Annotated in this window: 13 protein-coding genes; 10 read left to right on the top strand and 3 right to left on the bottom strand. The window is 57.7% G+C overall.

The annotated features are described in order from the left end of the window. Nucleotides 1-224: 224 nt before the first annotated feature. From BM190_RS35250 to BM190_RS40960, 5 genes are all read left to right on the top strand, one after another. Complete coding sequence (locus BM190_RS35250; protein ID WP_092262116.1) at nucleotides 225-458, top strand: hypothetical protein; 234 nt, start codon at nucleotides 225-227, stop codon at nucleotides 456-458. Then, nucleotides 446-1,075 carry a DNA ligase-like domain-containing protein gene (locus tag BM190_RS41385; RefSeq protein WP_349516926.1) on the top strand — a complete coding sequence of 210 codons (630 nt, stop codon included), beginning with the start codon at nucleotides 446-448 and terminating at the stop codon, nucleotides 1,073-1,075. The genes BM190_RS35250 and BM190_RS41385 overlap by 13 nt, the downstream gene beginning before the upstream one ends. Before the next feature lie 348 nt (nucleotides 1,076-1,423). Next, nucleotides 1,424-3,142, top strand: coding sequence for a T3SS effector NEL-type E3 ubiquitin ligase NopM (nopM, locus tag BM190_RS35260; RefSeq protein WP_177237483.1), 1,719 nt, complete (start codon nucleotides 1,424-1,426; stop codon nucleotides 3,140-3,142). Between the two features lie 1,533 nt (nucleotides 3,143-4,675). Further along, nucleotides 4,676-5,041, top strand: a complete 366-nt coding sequence (locus BM190_RS35265) for a hypothetical protein (RefSeq protein ID WP_092262117.1) — start codon at nucleotides 4,676-4,678, stop codon at nucleotides 5,039-5,041. A 15-nt stretch (nucleotides 5,042-5,056) separates the two neighbouring features. Beyond that, the gene (locus tag BM190_RS40960) at nucleotides 5,057-5,455 is read left to right on the top strand and encodes a helix-turn-helix transcriptional regulator (RefSeq protein WP_092262118.1); all 399 of its coding nucleotides are present in this window, start codon (nucleotides 5,057-5,059) and stop codon (nucleotides 5,453-5,455) included. A gap of 1,235 nt (nucleotides 5,456-6,690) precedes the next feature. Here BM190_RS40960 and BM190_RS35275 read toward each other — a convergent pair. Then, a complete protein-coding gene (locus tag BM190_RS35275) occupies nucleotides 6,691-7,980 on the bottom strand; it encodes a carbohydrate porin (protein WP_244550836.1) in 1,290 nt (429 codons plus the stop codon). Between the two features lie 1,281 nt (nucleotides 7,981-9,261). Next, a complete protein-coding gene (locus tag BM190_RS35280) occupies nucleotides 9,262-10,413 on the bottom strand; it encodes an aminotransferase class V-fold PLP-dependent enzyme (RefSeq protein WP_092262167.1) in 1,152 nt (383 codons plus the stop codon). Nucleotides 10,414-10,714: 301 nt separating this feature from the next. On the opposite strand from BM190_RS35280, the gene BM190_RS35285 reads away from it, so the two are divergent. Then, nucleotides 10,715-11,932, top strand: a complete 1,218-nt coding sequence (locus BM190_RS35285) for a diaminopropionate ammonia-lyase (protein ID WP_210189098.1) — start codon at nucleotides 10,715-10,717, stop codon at nucleotides 11,930-11,932. Nucleotides 11,933-11,953: 21 nt separating this feature from the next. On the opposite strand, the gene BM190_RS35290 is transcribed toward BM190_RS35285, so the two are convergent. Beyond that, nucleotides 11,954-12,436 carry an Lrp/AsnC family transcriptional regulator gene (locus BM190_RS35290; protein ID WP_092262119.1) on the bottom strand — a complete coding sequence of 161 codons (483 nt, stop codon included), beginning with the start codon at nucleotides 12,434-12,436 and terminating at the stop codon, nucleotides 11,954-11,956. A 126-nt stretch (nucleotides 12,437-12,562) separates the two neighbouring features. Here BM190_RS35290 and BM190_RS35295 point away from each other — a divergent pair, with 126 nt between their 5' ends. The 4 genes from BM190_RS35295 (at nucleotide 12,563) to BM190_RS35310 (ending at nucleotide 17,873) form a co-directional block, all read left to right on the top strand. Continuing rightward, nucleotides 12,563-13,678 (top strand): ABC transporter substrate-binding protein, encoded by a 1,116-nt coding sequence (locus BM190_RS35295; protein ID WP_092262120.1) that lies wholly within the window; start codon nucleotides 12,563-12,565, stop codon nucleotides 13,676-13,678. Continuing rightward, on the top strand, nucleotides 13,629-15,482 hold the full coding sequence (locus BM190_RS35300) for an ABC transporter permease subunit (protein WP_092262121.1): 1,854 nt from the start codon (nucleotides 13,629-13,631) through the stop codon (nucleotides 15,480-15,482). The genes BM190_RS35295 and BM190_RS35300 overlap by 50 nt, the downstream gene beginning before the upstream one ends. Nucleotides 15,483-15,606: 124 nt before the next feature. Continuing rightward, entirely contained in the window at nucleotides 15,607-16,749 is a 1,143-nt protein-coding gene (locus tag BM190_RS35305) for a M24 family metallopeptidase (RefSeq protein WP_092262122.1), read from the top strand. Then, nucleotides 16,746-17,873 carry an ABC transporter ATP-binding protein gene (locus tag BM190_RS35310; RefSeq protein WP_092262123.1) on the top strand — a complete coding sequence of 376 codons (1,128 nt, stop codon included), beginning with the start codon at nucleotides 16,746-16,748 and terminating at the stop codon, nucleotides 17,871-17,873. The genes BM190_RS35305 and BM190_RS35310 overlap by 4 nt, the downstream gene beginning before the upstream one ends. Nucleotides 17,874-17,904 lie beyond the last annotated feature (31 nt).

The raw sequence follows: 17,904 nt of genomic DNA on the forward strand, positions 1-17,904 counted from the left end.
AGATGGACAGTCGCTCCGAACGATTGAATTTCACAAGCATCATCAATGGGTGAACGGAGGGGGAAAGTTCGGACGTCGCTTTGAAAGATAAAGAGAAATCAGCGGATTTTGATTCCGCATTCGGAGGTTCGATCCCTCCCGCCCCAGCCAATTGAAAACGCTCAACTATCTGGCCTTTTTCTGACCTTCATTCTGAACGCCATTCCGCTCTTCATTCTGAACGGATGCCGCTTCGTTCGCAAGCAGATGAGCGTTCCGCTTCCGGGTATGGTTTTGATAAAAAGCTGGCCGCGCTGAAGCGATCGCACGATGACGAGATCGATCGTTTAAAAGACAGGCTGCGCCACTTCGAAGACCGGGGCAAACGCTCGAACGAAAAGGAATACGAAGCGCTCTCTGACATCTGGGAAAAATTCATTGACACAATGCAAGTTCGTGAGGCGCGGTGGTTCAGCTGATTGAGTTCCCAGATCTAAACCGCTTAGATAAAGACGAGGTCGATCGGTTTTTGCAGTCGACGGAGTTCTCCGCAGAGCAAAAGGATTCCATTGCTCGAAGCATCAGCGACTTCAACGCGCTGCACTCCCGCAAGCATGATCACGAAGTCCAGCTTTACACCTTCGACGTTCTTGCGATGGCCGGCGACGACTTGCGCGGTCTGCCTCTGCACCTCCGTAAGACAAACCTAGAGAGGCTATTGGCACGGCGGCTGGACGGGTTAACGGTGGCGCCATTCGAGCGCGGCGAGATCGGTCCAGATCTTTTTTTGGGCAGCCTGCCGGATGGGCCTAGAGGGTTGGTCTCCAAACATCGCGATCGGCCTTACCGCGGCGGACGTCAGAAGCATTGGATTAGCTATCTCCAGCCTACACGTTTCTGCGGATACCAAAGGGGCAGCGGGTTCAGTAAGGGTCCCAGAGCCGCGATGGTGCTTTATCTCAACGACGGCCAGCGGAGTCTTTTCACTAAGGAGCTGGAAAGGAAAGGCGGCAGGCGGCCCGAACGGCCAAGTTCAAAGTGCCCTTCTCAGACCGCCTGGGCCAGTCGGTGTCGAGCTGGTCTTTGCGAAGCTTGACCGGTTCACTCGCAAGCTGGATTGCTTCGTTTATCACTGGCAATTTGAGCAAGTCGGAGGTTCTGCAGCGACACTCGTCAGCTGATCGACAGGTCGGCCTGCTAACGGCAGAACGCTATGCCCGTTGCCGTCCTGCCGGACTTATCTGGCAACGAAAGGCAGCAAGCTTACAGCAATATCGATCGAGTTGCCGTGGTCGTCAGGCTCGTGTGGAGCTGTATCCGCTCAAGTCCGGCGGGAGCCGCAGAGCACGTGCACCGGCAGTCGAAGGATCATGGCGGGTGCGCAACCACTTGCTTCGCGAGATCGAGAAGCGGGTATTCTTTGCTTATGAGGATGGAGAAATTGATGAATACGGGACAGGCACAGTGGAGTGCAGGTTCTTCCTCGGCCCCTTATGAAGACGCGGACCAGGAAAGCTACCTCGTCGGCTTCAATCGGGCCGTGGCGAATTTGGTCGAGACCTTGACGGGGTATCGGACCCCGGCCTCCGCGCGCGCGCAGATCCTGGACAATTGGGTTGCCGAAGAGGGGCAGGGCTTAGCCGAGAATAGGCAACAGGGCCGCAGACGAATCAGGAATTCGGAAAACACAGGCTCGCGCTCGCTGGATGTGTCCTCGCTCTCGCTGACAGCTCTGCCCGCCGCCCTGCCGCCAAGGTTGCTGGAACTGCGCGCCAGGCACAACGACCTAAGCAGCCTGCCTGCTATGTTCCCACCCGGGCTCCAGCATCTTCTCATTAGCCATAACCGCTTGACCAGTTTGCCGGACGATCTTCCGGCGACCCTCTCTGAGCTGGAGGTCGCTGACAACAGCTTGACCAGTCTGCCGGCAAACCTTCCGGCTGGGCTCGAGATCCTAAACGCAAACGACAACCGGCTAACCAGCCTGCCGAACGGTCTCCCGCGGCGGCTCACCTCGCTTGCCGTCAGTGGCAATCAGCTGACCGAGCTTCCCGCGTCCTTCCCATCGGGTCTCATTGAACTCGATGTCAGCAGCAATCAATTGACCAACGTCCCCGAGTCCCTTCCGAGCTGGCTTCAGTCGCTCAATCTCAGCGGTAACCGGCTGACCAGCCTGCCCGAGGAACTCTTATCGAGGAGTTTTAGCTATCCTCATTTGGAGAACCTTGAGTTCGGCGATAACCCATTTCCGGACGAGGTCCGCGCTCACCTCGCGGCACCGCATCTTGAGCAGCGGCCTCTGTACGACGCTGCCGCGCACTGGCTGGGGGACGATCCGGAGGCACTGGCCATGTGGCAGCACTTTGCGGATGAGCCAGGCGCCCAAGACTACGCTCAATTCCTGGAGAGGCTACGAGGCACCGTGAACTACGGCAATGACGCGTTTCGGCAAGCAGTGGCTGATGATCTGCGGCGGGCGGCCACCAATCCGACATTGCGCGAGCACTTCTTCACACAGGCTTCCGAGGCCAACACGAGCTGCGAGGATCGTGTTACTCTGCACTGGAACGGTATGCAGACCGCGCGTGTTAGCGCTGAGGTCGGGGACGGGGTGTACGACGACCGTCTTGGTGAACTGATCCAGCGCGGCCGCGTTGCGTTCCGCCTGGAGGCGCTGGACGAGATCGCGCGCGAGAGGGTCAACTCGCTCGCCAGCGACAACCCGAATCTAGACGACATCGAAGTTTACCTGGCCTATCAACATCGGCTGCGCGAGCCGCTGGAGCTCACTCATGTCGCCCCTGACATGCGCTTCCTGGCGGTCTCTCACGTAAGCGAGGATGATGCGACGGAGGCGCTCGAGCTGGTCCGGCAGCGGGAAGGACGCCAGTTCGCCGACTACGTGGCAACGCGCTGGCAGCCCTGGGAAACGGTGCTGAGGCGCATCGCTCCGGACGAATATGAAGCGATGCAAGACCGGCTCGTCGAGGCCATGGGCGAAGAGTTTCAAACCCGCTTGGATCAGCGAATGGCTCAGCATAATCTTCTAGGCGATTCGGATGCCGAGCGGGTGCTTGGAGCCCAAGTCCGAAACGAGATCGCTGGCGAGATCAAACGCGAGGTCATGCACCGTGTGCTCGCAGAGCGTGGCTTCGGACTATGAGACTCTAAACCGCCGCAGAGAGTATCTATTATTGCTCTGCGGCGGCACCTAAAGATCAATCGTGAGACCTCGTTTATCGCTGCCAAGGTGCTTTTGCGCCTTGGCAAGCGTGCTGCCGTCGATGAGAGCCTTTCGGACTTGCCGAGTGACGAAAATTCCCGCGCGCGAGAGGCGAGGGTGTATCTGCGTCGCGTCGAAAGCCGCTGCGGGACGAGAGCTCCGTCGGTCGAAAAGTTGGTTGGGGAGACCAAGGCGCGCAGCGGTGAAATATGCGTTGCGGACGCGTGCTGCCACCAACCAGCTCGGTTTGATGAGGCAGCTACCTGTTCGGCAGGTCTATTTGACTTCGGTCCTTCCCGCGAAATCCATCTTGGCAAGTAGGTTGTGGAGTCCACCGTCCACTCGAACCAAAATGGAAGTTAGCGGCAACGTGACTCGGCGCTTTGTCGGCCCTGAAAAGCGCTGTCCCTGCCACGCGCCGCTAACTTCGGTGGCTTGCCTGCCTAGCAAAGCTACCACCTCGCCTTCCCGGGAGTGTCGTCGAGCTCGCGGGCCTGTAGATGGTAGCCCCAAGAGCGCTCGGGGGCGCCTACCAGAATTGATGGCTGGCCTTCACTTCGTGAAGGCGCACGATGAGGTGAGGTTTGCCCGCACAAGAGGGGCAGAAGCACGTCAGGATGACGCCCCCTCTGAGGCCGCAGCTCGCAAGCTCCGACAACTTTGGGCGCTCACCTCAGCCGCGTAAAAAGGCCCCGAGCATCTCCGGCCCTGATGCAGACAGCCGGAGCTAGACCGTGGTGTGCGAGCTCGGACTGAGCACGCTACTGACTATTCTGAGCCGGTGTCCGCTCGATTGCACTTTCAGCTCCGCGCATGCCTGATGCAAGTTTTTCAACAAGCCATAGCGGTTTTCATCGCGGCGTCTTTTAAACCATCGAACGCGCGAGCATCGACACTTGGAATTACTCATTCTCGTTCGACAATAAAGTAAAGTCCGGTACGGTCCAAACAAGGCTCAGACTCGTCCGGACTCATTGATCGAACACTGAAAAGCGGATGAGAGGAGGAGCGCGCCAGATGCGGCAATTGTGACGTGATCGGCGCCGGTGGAAGATGGAACTGCTACAGCATTGATCGTTGGATCTGACGTCAAGAACCGGCGGCGCCTCGCCATTTAGTACTCGCCGGTCGGTAGGCATTGGCCTCAAACTCCGTCCAGGCAAGTTCGGCTTCCGTGCGTGCACACGGAATGGAGTAAAGTTGCTGGGGAGTGTGCCGCAGATTCCGGCGGCTCCGGTTCACCGTCTGAACAATCGCCGCCGGCACGGGGGGGCTAATTGCTGCAATGCAGCATTATGCTCGTGACCGTTAGCAGGTCATGGGGCGCAACGATAGTTCACGGCTTCGCAGGGTATTGCGTGTTCGAAGCGCCCTATAGTTGCACGCTTCGGGCGTGTATTTTGTGGATCTTTTCTCCATCTCACGCTGCACTGCAGCGCTGATGGGCTTGACAAAATATAAGGAATTCCCTATATGCTTGTTTCGTTCGAATATCCGCACTTGGGAGACGCGGCTGATGAGTTGGAGCAGCTTGGACACGATTTCGCCTGCGAGGTCCTGCTGTACCTCCAGAAAATTCACAGCGGAGCGGTGGACGCCAGAGATCTGTCGCCCTTCTATACGTATAGGGGGATTGAGATGTTCCAAGCGGTCGGAGCGAACAAGTTTGCGATCTTCGCTGTTGAAATTGATGATGATGGCGACGCGGTGGTGACGCTGATGCTCGCGGCTGAGCATGGCGTGCCGATGTATGCTGGAGGGGCCTCCTGGAATGGCAACGACTATAGTGCATTGAAGACCGGAATACTGAATGCGCGAGCTTCAGTTTGGTTTAAATGAAGAGTGGAGGCTGCAATGGTCAAACTCAAAGTCGAAAAAAGCCACGAACGTAGACCGCAAGCTGTTGCTGAGGTCAGCAGCAAGGGGCGCGGTCGCTCGCTCGCCGACCTTGTGGAAAAAATCGAACGTGCTGATCCAGGCCTTGCAACTGAAAAGAAACTATCGAGCGCGGCGATGCGTGCTGGAGAGTTAGTTCGAGCCATGCGCAAGGATGCCGGACTCTCACAGTCTCAATTGGCAGAAAAGCTGGACGTAAGCCAAGCTCGGGTTAGCGAAATTGAATCGGGAGTAGGAATCCAAGGACCAACCTGGGATTTGATGGAACGAATTTCAGTTGCATGCGGCAAAACGCTGGGGGTTGCTGCGTCCAGTGAGGATCTAGAACTCGCGGCTCACATGCCTATGGCTATATAGTCTGGGTCTGCCGATGAGAACCTGAAGTAGATGGGGTACTCTTGGTGGGACGCACTCAAAGATTTTCTGGGCGCCGCGAGTCCGATATTCATTGCAGTGCCGTGGCTGAGAGATTTCTGGCTGCGTCATCGGAAGTCGCAGGTCGAACAAGTCGAAGCAACCGGGCGCCTCGGTCGATTAAAAGTATCGATCGAAGGTGCAATCCGACAAAAAATCGAATCGCCGAAAGTCGCAGACTTCGTGTGGACCATCCTTGGTCTCGCGCTGATACTCGCGAGCTTTTTAATTGCGTTTGTTCGAGGTCTCAGTGATCTCCTCGGGCAACCCAGCTAAGTCTCGCGATGGCGTCTCGCATTGAGCCGGTGTGAGTCCTCGGCACCTTCCGGCAGCACGTGGATCCGTCGCCTCGTCCGAAGATTGCGCGCCATCGTTAGATGCGCCTTTCGCGGAGGGGAGCGCGCGGTCGCCCACGAGAAACGATATGCCGGATACGCACGAAGGACGCTTAGACGCAGTCTTCATGAGTGCATCCTTAGGAACGTAAGTATCTGCGTGATGAGCCTGGGAGTTGTAGTCAGCTAGATCAGTTGTTTGCCCAGGCGCGCGAAGATCATTCGCCGGTCCGACGAAATGCCTGAGTTATACAACCTGACTGTGTTCGGTTGTGGGTGCTTCTGAGCCTTATATTGAGCAATCGCCCTGTCGATAATGTCCCAGTCTGCTGTAGATAGATCGGATAGGAGCCTCCACCGCCGAGGGCAGCGGGTTCGGCCTGCCTTGCCTCAGCCAAGTGCTGCTCAAGGCCATCTTGTCCGGCCTGGCTGCTTGTCGGGCTCTTGCGAGACGGCGTGTTGCACTTGCGACCAAGCTTGGCACGTTAATCGAGTCAAATCTTGCGGGCGGCTAGACTCGCCTCCAGGATCACCTGAACAGGTCTGCATAGTGCGGAAGCTTTCGAGAACCTGACCTGGCCATGGTTTCGGACGGGAGGTTATTCGCTAACCGATCTCGGAAATGACGCGCTCGGGACCAGCCTCTCCTGAGCAATCCGCCCGATTTCCCTGGAGAACTAACGACATCCCTTTCCCATAATCCCTTTTAGCTGGCCTCCCGTCATATCCGTCCTAACGCCTGGTCTAGGGCAGATGCGGCCGGTCACCGTCTTTCCAAAGAGATCGCGAAGTTCCGATTCCATGCGTCATGAGAAGCTGGGAGCAAAAGGGCGCGTACGATGATCAGAAGAATATCAACGTAGACACCAGCAGATTGAGCGCGTGTTCCGTTTGGGCCGTGTGTGTGATGCTTGTCGGGTGATGAATATATGACAATCCGATGGCTGCATATATTCCCGGAGCGAGATGCGCAGTGTATGTCCCCGTGATTGCTGTGGTCTCGCGGTGCGCAAGCTGGCCTTTAGCCCGAGCAGCATCCACTGCAGGCTTGCTCCAAGCCGTGTTGGTCGCAACGAGAGCAATCAGATCACCGGGCCGACTATCAAAAGCTCCCTTCGCATAAAGACGCAGCTCGTAATACCAGCTGATCCTGTTGAGCTCAGGTGGAGCTCCCATGATGGAGAAGCCGCCGTAGATGCCGCGAGACGGCGACTCAAGGGCGTCACTCTGCCAGAGCTGCCTGTCCGCAGCGATGTAGTGAAAATTATTCCCACTCTCCCTTTGTTGCTTGGGATCTGCCAAATTCACGTAGCGGCTACTGTTCAAACCAACGCCCGCCCGCAGCCACGTGTCGGGTACGCCGGGAGCAGCCTTGCTCTTGTAGCCGGCTTCTTCAACGAGAAGGATGCCTGCATTGGCCGTGCTCCAGGTCAAGCCGGTGGGGTTCTCGGTTATGTGGGCATAGGCACCATCTGGACTGATTGAGCGCTGTACCGAGACCTTGTTGTACACGTGATCGTCAAAATTGTACTTCAAGTTGACCGCCGGCGTCGGCGCAGCATTGGTGCTCATCCCTGCCTGGAACAAGGCAGACATGTTCGACCCTGTAATCCCTCCGAACAATGTGCCGGTGAACTCATTCTGGTTTCTGAGGTAGCCAAGTTTGAGTTCTAGCGTCCTGTCGAAGAAAGTCTGATAGTAGGCGAGCGTATTGATTCCCACTCGATCTGGTCCCGGGCGATCCCACGTCCAGTATTGCTGCTCGGCTCCAAAGACAATCTGTCCGTCCGCAATGCCAAACCGGCTGAGATCGTAGGTGACGATCATGAAGTTTGCCGACGCGAAGGTCGGATTCTGGCCCATATAGAGCTGGTTTGCGATAGTGCTTCTGGCTGAATTCGGCAGCTGGTTGTTTGCAAAGCTGTTGTGTGTCCAGCCGATGTAGCCAATGCCGACATCTGCCAGCGCCGATCTAACGCCGTCCTTGTCTTGATCAATCGTGTCCGCAGGGCCAGGTATGTTGAACCACGACCCTTTTTCACGCAGCTTGTCGTACCTTTCGAAGGGATCGATCGTCCTTTGCGACCTCGTCTGAGCAGCTCTGCCCGTATTGCCGCGCTTCTCGAACGGCACTGCGGGACCTGCTGATGGCGCCGGGACAGGAGGGCGGATTGTCTGACGGATCAGGTCGATCGGTAGCTTTGCGGCTCGACCGGAAGTCTTTCCTCTTTGGCTGGCCTGATCCACAGGATGGTTACTTGGATCAAGTCCGCTCGCGGTTTGTGCCACTACGCAATTGCCAACCAGACAAGCCGCTAGCGAAAATGCGGCAACAAGCCGACATTGCTTTGCCCTTGGTCTGGAGTTGAAAGAAAGTGCTGCCGTAGCCGCGTATGTCCGAGGCGAGGTCATCACAAGAAAGCGATCACGTATGGGGCACTTCGGGTCCATGCCTGCCGGCAATGAATAGATTGCGCTGCAGCCTGATTCGCCCAAAGTGAGCTCCCGGCGTTTTTGCGTCCAGGGGCGAGGGGGACGAGCCAGAACTCGATTGATCTGAAGAAAACCACTCAGGCTTCCCCAACCTCTCAGCTCGAGGTGCGATGATGATCTGCTCTGAACACGTTGCTTGTGCATGAGGCGATGCGCCGAGCGCCAGCGGCGAGAGCTGGCTCCGCAAAATGCAGCCTCGTTACGCTGGCTACCGAGACATTCCGGATATCCACCTTGCTCACTGTGGATCGTATGCCGGGCCCGCGAATCTGCATCGAAGGCGGCTTTCGCGATGAAACGGCAGCTAACCGAAAGCAAGGCTCACCCGGCAAGAGAGCTGGCTTCACGAAGCGCTTCATTGCTAGCGTCCTCACCGAAGGGAAAGACAATGGCCAACTTCGAAAGGACTTGCGCGCCCGGCAGCAACACCGCGGCCTCTGGTGGTGACCCACGAGATCGGAGGAATCCAGCCACCGAGCAGCTTTGGGGGGGCGGGCGAGCAATTGGTGGCTTCATCAGCGCAGCTGGCGCGGCAAAATCTGTCTTGCATCCGAATCCTTGACGTTCGCGGCGTTCGTTGGTCACGCTTGCCACGTGCCGGTCGTCTTGACCAAGCTGCAGGGATTGGTAGTTGACCAGGTGCAATAGTTCCCGGCCAGATGCAATTGAGGGCTCGGCGGGTGAGCCGTGGCGCTTACGTCACGTCCCCAGATGAAGTCGCTGGTCTCGGCACGGTGAGAGGGCGACTCCATCGAACACACTGCAGGATCATTGGACGGCTTGCATTCCTGCTGCGGGAAGGCAAGAAAATCTGCAAGGGTCTTCTCACTGATTTGAAAGTCTAGTTCTCGATGAGACAGCTTCGCTAGCACTAGGCGCCAATCTAGACGTCGTTAGCTAATTGGAGCCGCTTGCAAACGCCTATGCGGCGATCTCTCTGACCGCGGCCGCGAGAGTGTGAACCTCCTCTATCGTGTTGTAGTAGTGTGGCGATGCCCGAACGACGTCCGGGAGGCCTCTCCGCGCTGCATCCAACGGTGTGCTTGTTGGTGGCGATACCGATACGTTTATGTTCTGCCTTGCAAGGCTCCGCATGACCTCCCCTGCGACCGCACTACGAAGTGTGAACGACACGATGGAGGCGGGACTTTCCCCGAGATCGTGAAGCAACACCCCAGCGATTGCGCCAAGCGCTGCTCGCAATTCATTCGCAAGCTGGCGGCAACGTTGTTCGATCCTCTCGATGCCAATCGAAAGCGCGTAGTCAGCGGCGATCCCAAGTCCAAGCCGCGCCGCATAGTTCGCTTCCCACGTCTCGAACCGTCGTGCGTCGGACCTAAGTTCGTAGCGCTCAGGTCCAACCCAAGGTGCGCCGAACAGGTCGATCATGGCCGGTTCAATGCCCTTCAGGAAATCGTCGCGCACGTAGAGAAAGCCTGTTCCGCGGGGGCCACGCAAGAATTTCCGGCCTGTTGCCGTGAGCATGTCGCAACCAAGTGCACGAACGTCGACGGGGATTTGGCCAACAGCCTGGCACGCATCCAGCAGGTAGGGAACACTATGCGCGCGCGCGATGCGTCCCACGGCTTCAGCTGGGTTCACCAAGCCGCCGTTGGTCGGTATCCACGTGATGGCGATCAGCCTTACGCGCTTGTCAATCATGCGTGCGAGCGCCTCCGGGTCTAGAACCTGATTTGCGTCGTCGGGTATCACCTCGACCCGTGCGCCCGTACGGCGGGCGACCTGCAAGAAGGCAACATAGTTTGCCGCAAACTCTGCGGAGGTGGTGAGAATTCGGTCGCCAGGGCCAAAACGGAGCGAATAGAAGGCCCGTTGCCACGCCAGAGTGGCGTTCTCGGTCAGGGCGATTTCTTCGCGCTTTGAACCGACGAGGCGAGCAATGCTATCGTATACGCCCTCCAACCGCGTTGTGCTTTCGGCGCTCGCTTCGTAGCCGCCAATTTCAGCTTCGCGCTGAAGGTATGCGACCATGCCATCGAGGACGGGGCTCGGCATCAAAGCGGCGCCGGCATTATTAAGATGGATTCGATGTGCAACGCCGGGCGTATGCATTCGCAAACGAGCGACGTCCGCATCGGAAAGATCCTCGATCGAGCTTGCGGTTTGCTCCCCGATATCCTGCACCAGAGATCCCTTCTTCGCGACACAGGAGAATGCCTGATTGCTGAGCGAAAGCGGCCGTCGACCAGCAAAATCGCCTTAGAATATGTCTGCGAGTAGAGCCCAAACTTGCCATTTTAGGGTCAACAATGCCGAATTCCGTCATGGATTACGCCAAAGATTGCACTAAACGGCTTCGCTGCTTGGCAAAGTACGTCCGGAAAGATCAAACTAGTTTGCCAGGAGGATAACCTTGGTACCCCCTTTGGAGCCCGCGGACTCCGCGACAGCGACGCTTGCCAATCAACGATCTATCCTATTACGCAACCGTTCATCTGGCCTGAAACATGCTGCTCCATGGTGCGACCGCAACGCAGGAGATGAGCCTCTGCGCCTTCTTAAAGCTTGCCCGCGCTATGCTCCGACCGATTTGATCTCTCTGCCGCGTGCTGCCGAACGGCTAGGTCTTGGTGAACTATGGATCAAGGACGAGACGCAGCGTCTTGGCATAGGTAGCTTCAAGGGACTTGGCGGAGCCTATGCGGTGCTGAAGCTCGCTATGCAACACGTCGAGAGGCGGACGGGGCGAGCAATTCTGCCGGCAGAACTGATGGAGCCTGGCGTTCGGGCTATGCTCTCCGAACTCACCTTTTCCTGTGCATCTGACGGCAATCACGGCCGTTCGGTATCAGCCGGAGCGCGGCTCATCGGAGCGCGGGCTGTTGTGTATCTGCACCAAGGCGTGAGTGACGAGCGTGCCGCCCATATCTCGCGGCTCGGTGCTCAGTTCGAGCGTGTATCAGGAGATTATCACGATTCGGTGGAAGCTGCAGCCAAAGCCGCCTCGCAGGCCGGTTGGATTGCGGTCCCAGATACGGTCGGACCAGGAGAAGATGCCACGGCCTGCACGCTTGTGGTTCAGGGCTACTCGATCCTGACCGATGAAATCGTTGCCGCCACCACGGGACAGCAAAAGCCCTTTACGCATGTTCTGGTTCAAGCTGGTGTCGGAGGTCTCGCTGCAAGTGTATTCGGCCATGGCTGGGCGCGTGGTCTATTCGGGCCCGATACCCATCTCTGGGTCGTGGAGCCGGAACGATCGGCCTGCCTCTACGAAAGCGCTCGAGCCAAGATGCCCGTGCGCCTTCCGACGGGGCCTGCGACGAACATGTCGATGCTCGAATGCCAAAGCCCATCGTTGTTGGCTTGGCCGATCATCGAAGATCTGACTACCGGATACATCACGGTAAGCGACGAAGAGGCCGCAGATGCGGTACGTTTGCTTAATGAGGGCATGTCAGGCGATCCGCGTGTTTGCGTCGGAGAATCGGGAGCGGCGGGATTGGCAGGCCTCTTAAGGGCGGCCAAAGAGAAGGACCGAAAAACACTTGGGCTCGATCAGTGCGCCAAGGTTCTGCTCTTTGCGACGGAAGGCCCCACCGACGTATCGGTTTGGAGCGGAAACAAATAGGCAGGAGCAAAGCGCTACCGGTCAGGATACGTCAAGATTGATGCGGGTGGTGAACTTGACCGTCTGCATCGATACATATGTGTTGAATGACTTGATGTTCTTGTCAGGAAAGAATGCTCGCTCGGTGAAAGCCCCATATTCCTCCATCGAGCCAGTATTGACAACCAGAATGAAATCAGCCGAACCCGTTACGTAATAGCACTGCGTAACCTCAGGATAGGCGCTCATTCGATTCTTGAAGGTGTGGAGAAGATCGAGCTGCTCTTGCTCGAGCGCCACGAGCACGATCGACGTGACCCGTTTGCCGGCGACAGAAGGCGATATGATCGAGACGTCGGACATGATCGCCCCATTTTCACGCAATCGCCTGAGCCGACGCAGGCAAGAAGTCGGCGAAAGTCCCACGCGCTCTGCCAGTTCCTCAGAAGTCTGCAGATTATTCTCCTGCAGCAGCATGAGAAGCTTCATGTCGAGGCGATCTAGGTCAGCGCGCGTGATAGCCATTTAAGCACTCAATTTGCCGTTTTATGGCATTTGGGGCTAGCAAAACGGCGAATTTAGCCACCTAGTTGCCACATTATATGCACGAAGCCGGACCGAGCAAGCTTTGGCTATACAAGGGAGGGAAACATGGTGGATGTCGTCCGACGCAAGCTACTGCAGGGCACCGCTTTGGCTGGGGGACTGGCGGCCGCCCGCTCGCTGTTTCCCGCGCCTGCAATCGCACAGATAGCCAAGGGCACCGGCGAAGTCGTTGTCTACGATGGCGGCGGGTCTTGGGGGGAGGCCAAGCGGATCGCCTACTTCGAGCCCTTCGAGAAGGAGACCGGTATCAAGGTTATCGCCCAGCCACGCACCGATACGGGTGCGGTGCGAGCGAGCGTGTTGGCGGGCGCTCCCCGATACGACGTGACAATTCTTCCTGGCGGCAAGGCCCCGACTTTCGAGCGGGACAATCTTCTGCTTCCGATCGACTATGGTTACTTCGATAAGGCGGACCTCGACTCGTTCAGTCCGGTCAAGGTCGGCAAGTTCACCGTGCCCGCGATCATCTATTCGCTGTTCATTGCGTATGACGCGTCGAAGTTTACATCCAATGCGCCGAACACTTGGGCGGATGTCTGGGACGCCCAAAAATACGCGGGACGGCGTTCGCTCATGGCCGGAACCTGGGCCTCCGACGGTGGTACTTTCGAAGCTGCTCTGATGGCGGACGGTGTTGATCCGTCGAAGCTCTATCCACTTGATTGGGATCGCGCGTTCAAGAGCCTCAGCCGGGTCAAGCCGAGCATCTTGAAATGGTGGAACACCGGCGCGGAAGCTCCGCAGATGATCATTGATAAGTTGATCACTGCCGGTAGCGCCTGGAACGGCCGGGTTTCGGCAGCCAACGAGCAGGGGGCCAAGATCGGCTACACCTGGAATCAGGGAATGCTGCAATACGACACCTGGGTAGTCCTGAAAGGCACGAAGAATGCGGACAATGCATTCAAGTTTCTCGCGTTCTCAGCGCGAGCCGAAAATCAGGCGAAATTCGTCCAGCACATCCTCTATGCGCCACCGAACTCGCGTGCATTCGAGCATGTGCCCTCTGAACGGGCGAAGCTCCTGCCGACCTCCCCCGAAGCACGGAAGCTGCAGTTCGTCCAGGACTACGAGTTCTGGAACACTGTGAGCTCCAACGGCAAGGCCAACAATGAAATTGCCGTTGCTCAATGGGAGCGTTGGATTTCCGGCGTACGGTAGCATCAAAATGGTGGATGCGAGTCTGGCCATGCCGCATAGGAGAGACACCTCAGGACGGGTGCGGTTGGTGCCCGTCCTCCTTCTCTTGCCGATCGTGATCCTGTTCTTGGTCGGCTACGTCGTGCCGCTTGCGCAACTCGTGCTCAAGAGCCTGCAACACGATGGTGCCTGGTCGCTCAAGAGCTACATCGAGATCGCCAACTCGCCGGCGTTTGTATGGATTGTCCTCAGGACACTCGCGCTAGCCGCGACCGTGACGGTCGTCTGTTTGCTCATTGCTTATCCGCTCGCGTATGCCGTTTCGAAATGTCCACCGCGCCTGGCGGCATTTTTGCTTCTTATTGTCACTCTCCCATATTTGACGAGTGTCCTGATCAGGACCTATGCATGGATCGTCCTGCTCAGCCCCAACGGACCGATTAATCAACTCCTCTTGCACCTTGGCCTTATCTCCGAGCCGCTGCAAATGGTGTTCAATTCGGTCGGCGTCTATGTCGGCATGGTGCAGGTCCAGCTGCCGCTCATGGTGTTTCCTCTCTACGCCGTGTTGGCGCGGGTTAATCCAAGCCTTGCAAAAGCGGCACAAAGCCTCGGAAGTCCTCCTACCGACGCCTTCCTGAGGATCACGCTGCCAGCCTCGATGCCAGGCGTGATCAGCGGCTGCACGCTCGTCTTTCTGTCCAGTCTCGGCTTCTATATTACGCCAGAGCTTCTTGGTGGCCCTGATAGCTATCTGATCGCTCAGGGCATTAGCCTGCGCGTGCTGATTCTCGGCAATTTTGATGAAGCCGCAGCCCAATCATCAGTCTTGATGCTGACGGTGATCGCGGTCTTTCTCATATTTCGTCAGCGGATCGCGGAAGAACTCGACGATCGCCCGCATAACAACGTTTCTCTGGCCGGCAAGTCCACATCCGGTCTTTCCGCGCAGTGGCCGATACTGGAGCGACTGACGGCGAGCTTGCACGGCCCGTCAATGAGGCTGCATGAGGCCTTGACGGCCGTCCGCCGACCCTTGTTGTACGTTAGCTCAGGGGTGACGCTCCTCCTTCTGGTGCTGCCGTTCGTGGTCGTAATTCCTCTTGCATTCAGCGATGCACCATACCTCACCTTTCCGCCGCCCGGCTACTCGCTGCGGTGGTTCTCAAGTTTGCTTAAGAATACGCAATGGCTCGATGCCCTTAGCTTCAGCCTGAAATGGGCAGGACTGTCCGCTCTCCTGAGCGTAGCGATTGGTGTGCCCGCCGCCTTCGCTCTCGTGCGGTACCGGTTCTCTGCACGCGTGCCTGTCTATCTTCTCCTGATTTCCCCGCTGATCGTTCCTCATGTCGTAATCGCAGTTTCCCTGTTCTTCGCTCTCGCCGGATCCTCGCTGATCGGCAATCCGCTGGCATTTGCCCTTAGCTATACGATCATTGGCGCACCATATACGGTCGTTGTCATGATCGCAGGGCTCAAGCGCTTTAATCGCACCCTCGAACTGGCTGCGGCAAGCCTGGGGTCGAGCCCTATTGTGACGCTGAGAACGGTGACGCTACCTTTGCTGTTGCCGACGCTAGCGAGCGCAGCGCTCTTCGCGTTCATCGTGGGGTTCGATGACGTTGTGTTCGGTCTGTTCCTGAGCGGGCCCGCGGCGACGCCGTTGCCCATGAGAATGTGGGACAACATTCGCCTGGAAATCAGTCCCCAGATCGCCGTCATCGCCGTTCTGTTTCTCATCGTTCTTGCGCTTCTGATGCTTCTGCGGCTGTTCGTGGGCGCGGTTGTTCAAGTTCGTCGCCCGCAGGAAAGCCTCCATCGTTGAACTGATGAATGGAGCGCGCTTGTGACATTGTTCATCCTACGAGGAAGCCAATGGCGCCTTTCCTGAAGCAGTCCACTCGATCCAATCTGGGTCGAGGTCTCGCAATCGCAACGGAGCATCGACCATGAGCCGCGATCTCACCTTCTCCGTCGAGGAGTACAAGCGTCGATGTGACGCCGTCCGAAAATTGATGGCAGAGCGTCGTCTTGACTGTGTCATCTTTGACGAGCCCGAAATGATGTCCTGGCTCTCGGGCTATACGGTCTCCGAAAATCTCTGGCGAGCGTGCATCGTGCCGGCATCGTACGAACCGTTCTTGCTGGTGCGCAAGCTTGATATGCCCCCGGCGCGGCAGCGCACGTGGATGGATAATATCGTGGGGTTTGGCGATTGGGACGATCCGCTGGCGGTGCTGGCGAGCACCTTGCGGGAAAGTGGTTCGGTGCCCGCCCGGATTGGCGCTGAGTTTCAATCGAACTCGTTTACGATCCAAAGACTCCAATCGCTGCGCAAGCTCTTGCCGGATACCGAGTTTTTTGACCTTGAGCGTTCCGGATGGGATCTCAGGCGATGCAAGTCGCCGGAAGAGATCGCGCATATGTCCCGGGCCGGTTCACTGTTGGATGCGGCATTCGACGCGACTGTCAAGGAGGTGGCGAGCGGTAAGAGTCAACGTGACATCGCTGCAGCTGCCGCTGCAGCCTACTACCGGCTTGGCTTTGACGATGGCTTTGTTGGGCCTCTCAATGTCGGATCAGGCTGGGATTCGCTGCACGGGTTCCTCGCAGAGCGGCCGCTGGTCGATGGCGATATCGTTCATATCGAGCTCTTGCCGCGATTGCGCTTCTATACGGTACGGATCATGCGATCGGTCATCGTGGGACCGGCAACCGACGAACAGCGAGCTGCGGCTCAGACTCTTATCGCGTTACAAGATCGCCAAATCGCCGCGCTCCGGCCTGGCGCGATTGCCGCTGATGTCGACCGCATTGTGCGGGAAGGCGTTGTCGCGGCCGGGTTGCGCGAGACCTACGATAACATTACCGGGTACACGCTTGGTACCGCTCCGCTCGTTTCACAGCACACGAGTGACCTATATCGCTGTTTCACGCCTCGTTCGGATTGGACCGTCGAGGAAGGAATGGTCTTTCACATGTACACATCCGCTGCTGGCCTTGCCTTCAGCGAGTCCGTCGTGGTGACCAGCTCGGGTGGGAAGCGATTGTCCTCGATACCGCGCAAGATATTCGAGACGAGGCCGAAATGAGCGTCAGCACAGCAATGGTGAATGAAAGGGTAAGGGCAGGTGCAGCTACGTCGCAGGGCAAGCGTGGCTCCGTCTCGGTCAACTCGTTGACCAAGATGTTTGGTCCTGTCAAGGCGGTCGATGACGTCTCTTTGTCGGTCGAACCAGGAGAGTTCGTCGCCTTGCTTGGATCGAGCGGGTCAGGAAAATCAACGCTGCTGATGATGATCGCAGGGTTCGAAGCGTCGTCATCCGGCGATATCATGCTCGATGGCACACGGATCAATGATGTTCCAAGCTATCGTCGCGGCTTCGGCATGGTTTTTCAGAGTTATGCTTTGTTCCCCCATATGACTATCGCCGAGAATATTGCCTTTCCACTGCGGCGCCGTGGCCTGCGTGGAGCAGATGTTGAGCGTGAAGTCGCTAAAGCCCTCAAGCTCGTTGCACTCGACGGATATGGTGCGCGACTTCCGAGCCAGTTGTCGGGGGGACAACAGCAGCGCGTCGCTCTGGCCCGCGCTCTCGTCTTCCGTCCGCCGCTGTTGCTGATGGATGAGCCGCTCGGGGCCCTCGATCGTAAGCTCAGGCAGCAACTTCAAATGGAGATCAAACTGATCCATAAGGAGGTTGGTAGCACCATCATCTTCGTTACCCACGACCAGGAGGAAGCGCTGTCGATGGCTGACCGCGTTGCGGTTCTCGAACGAGGCCGCTTGCAACAGTGCGGGACGCCGCGTGAGCTATACGAGAAGCCGGCTACTGCATTTGTCGCGGATTTCATCGGCGAGATGAACTTTCTGCCGGTCGAGTTGCGGCGGTCTCAAGGCGAGGTGTGTGCCCGCAGCGCTGATCTTGGCCTTGAGATTATACAGAAAACCCATCAGGTGCTCTCGTCGGGCGATCGAGGCGTTCTGGCCGTTCGCCCGGAGTATGTTGGCTTGACAGCCGACGACAGCGCCACCGCGACGGTTTTGGAATCGGCCTACACGGGCACAAACCAAAGCGTGCTTGTGCAGGTAGGGTCCATTCGATTGACAGCCCGGACTTCGGTGAGCCCCGGACGGCCGCTTTTTCTATCAGGGCAGCGGGTGCGTGTTTCGGTTGATGCCGAGCACACGCGCGTGTTTCCGGCCGTCGGTTGAGCTCCCTTTGGCGTGCGAGGAGCCGCCCGTA

Origin of the sequence: Bradyrhizobium sp. Rc3b (genome assembly GCF_900114915.1) — a bacterium.
GTDB lineage: Bacteria > Pseudomonadota > Alphaproteobacteria > Rhizobiales > Xanthobacteraceae > Bradyrhizobium.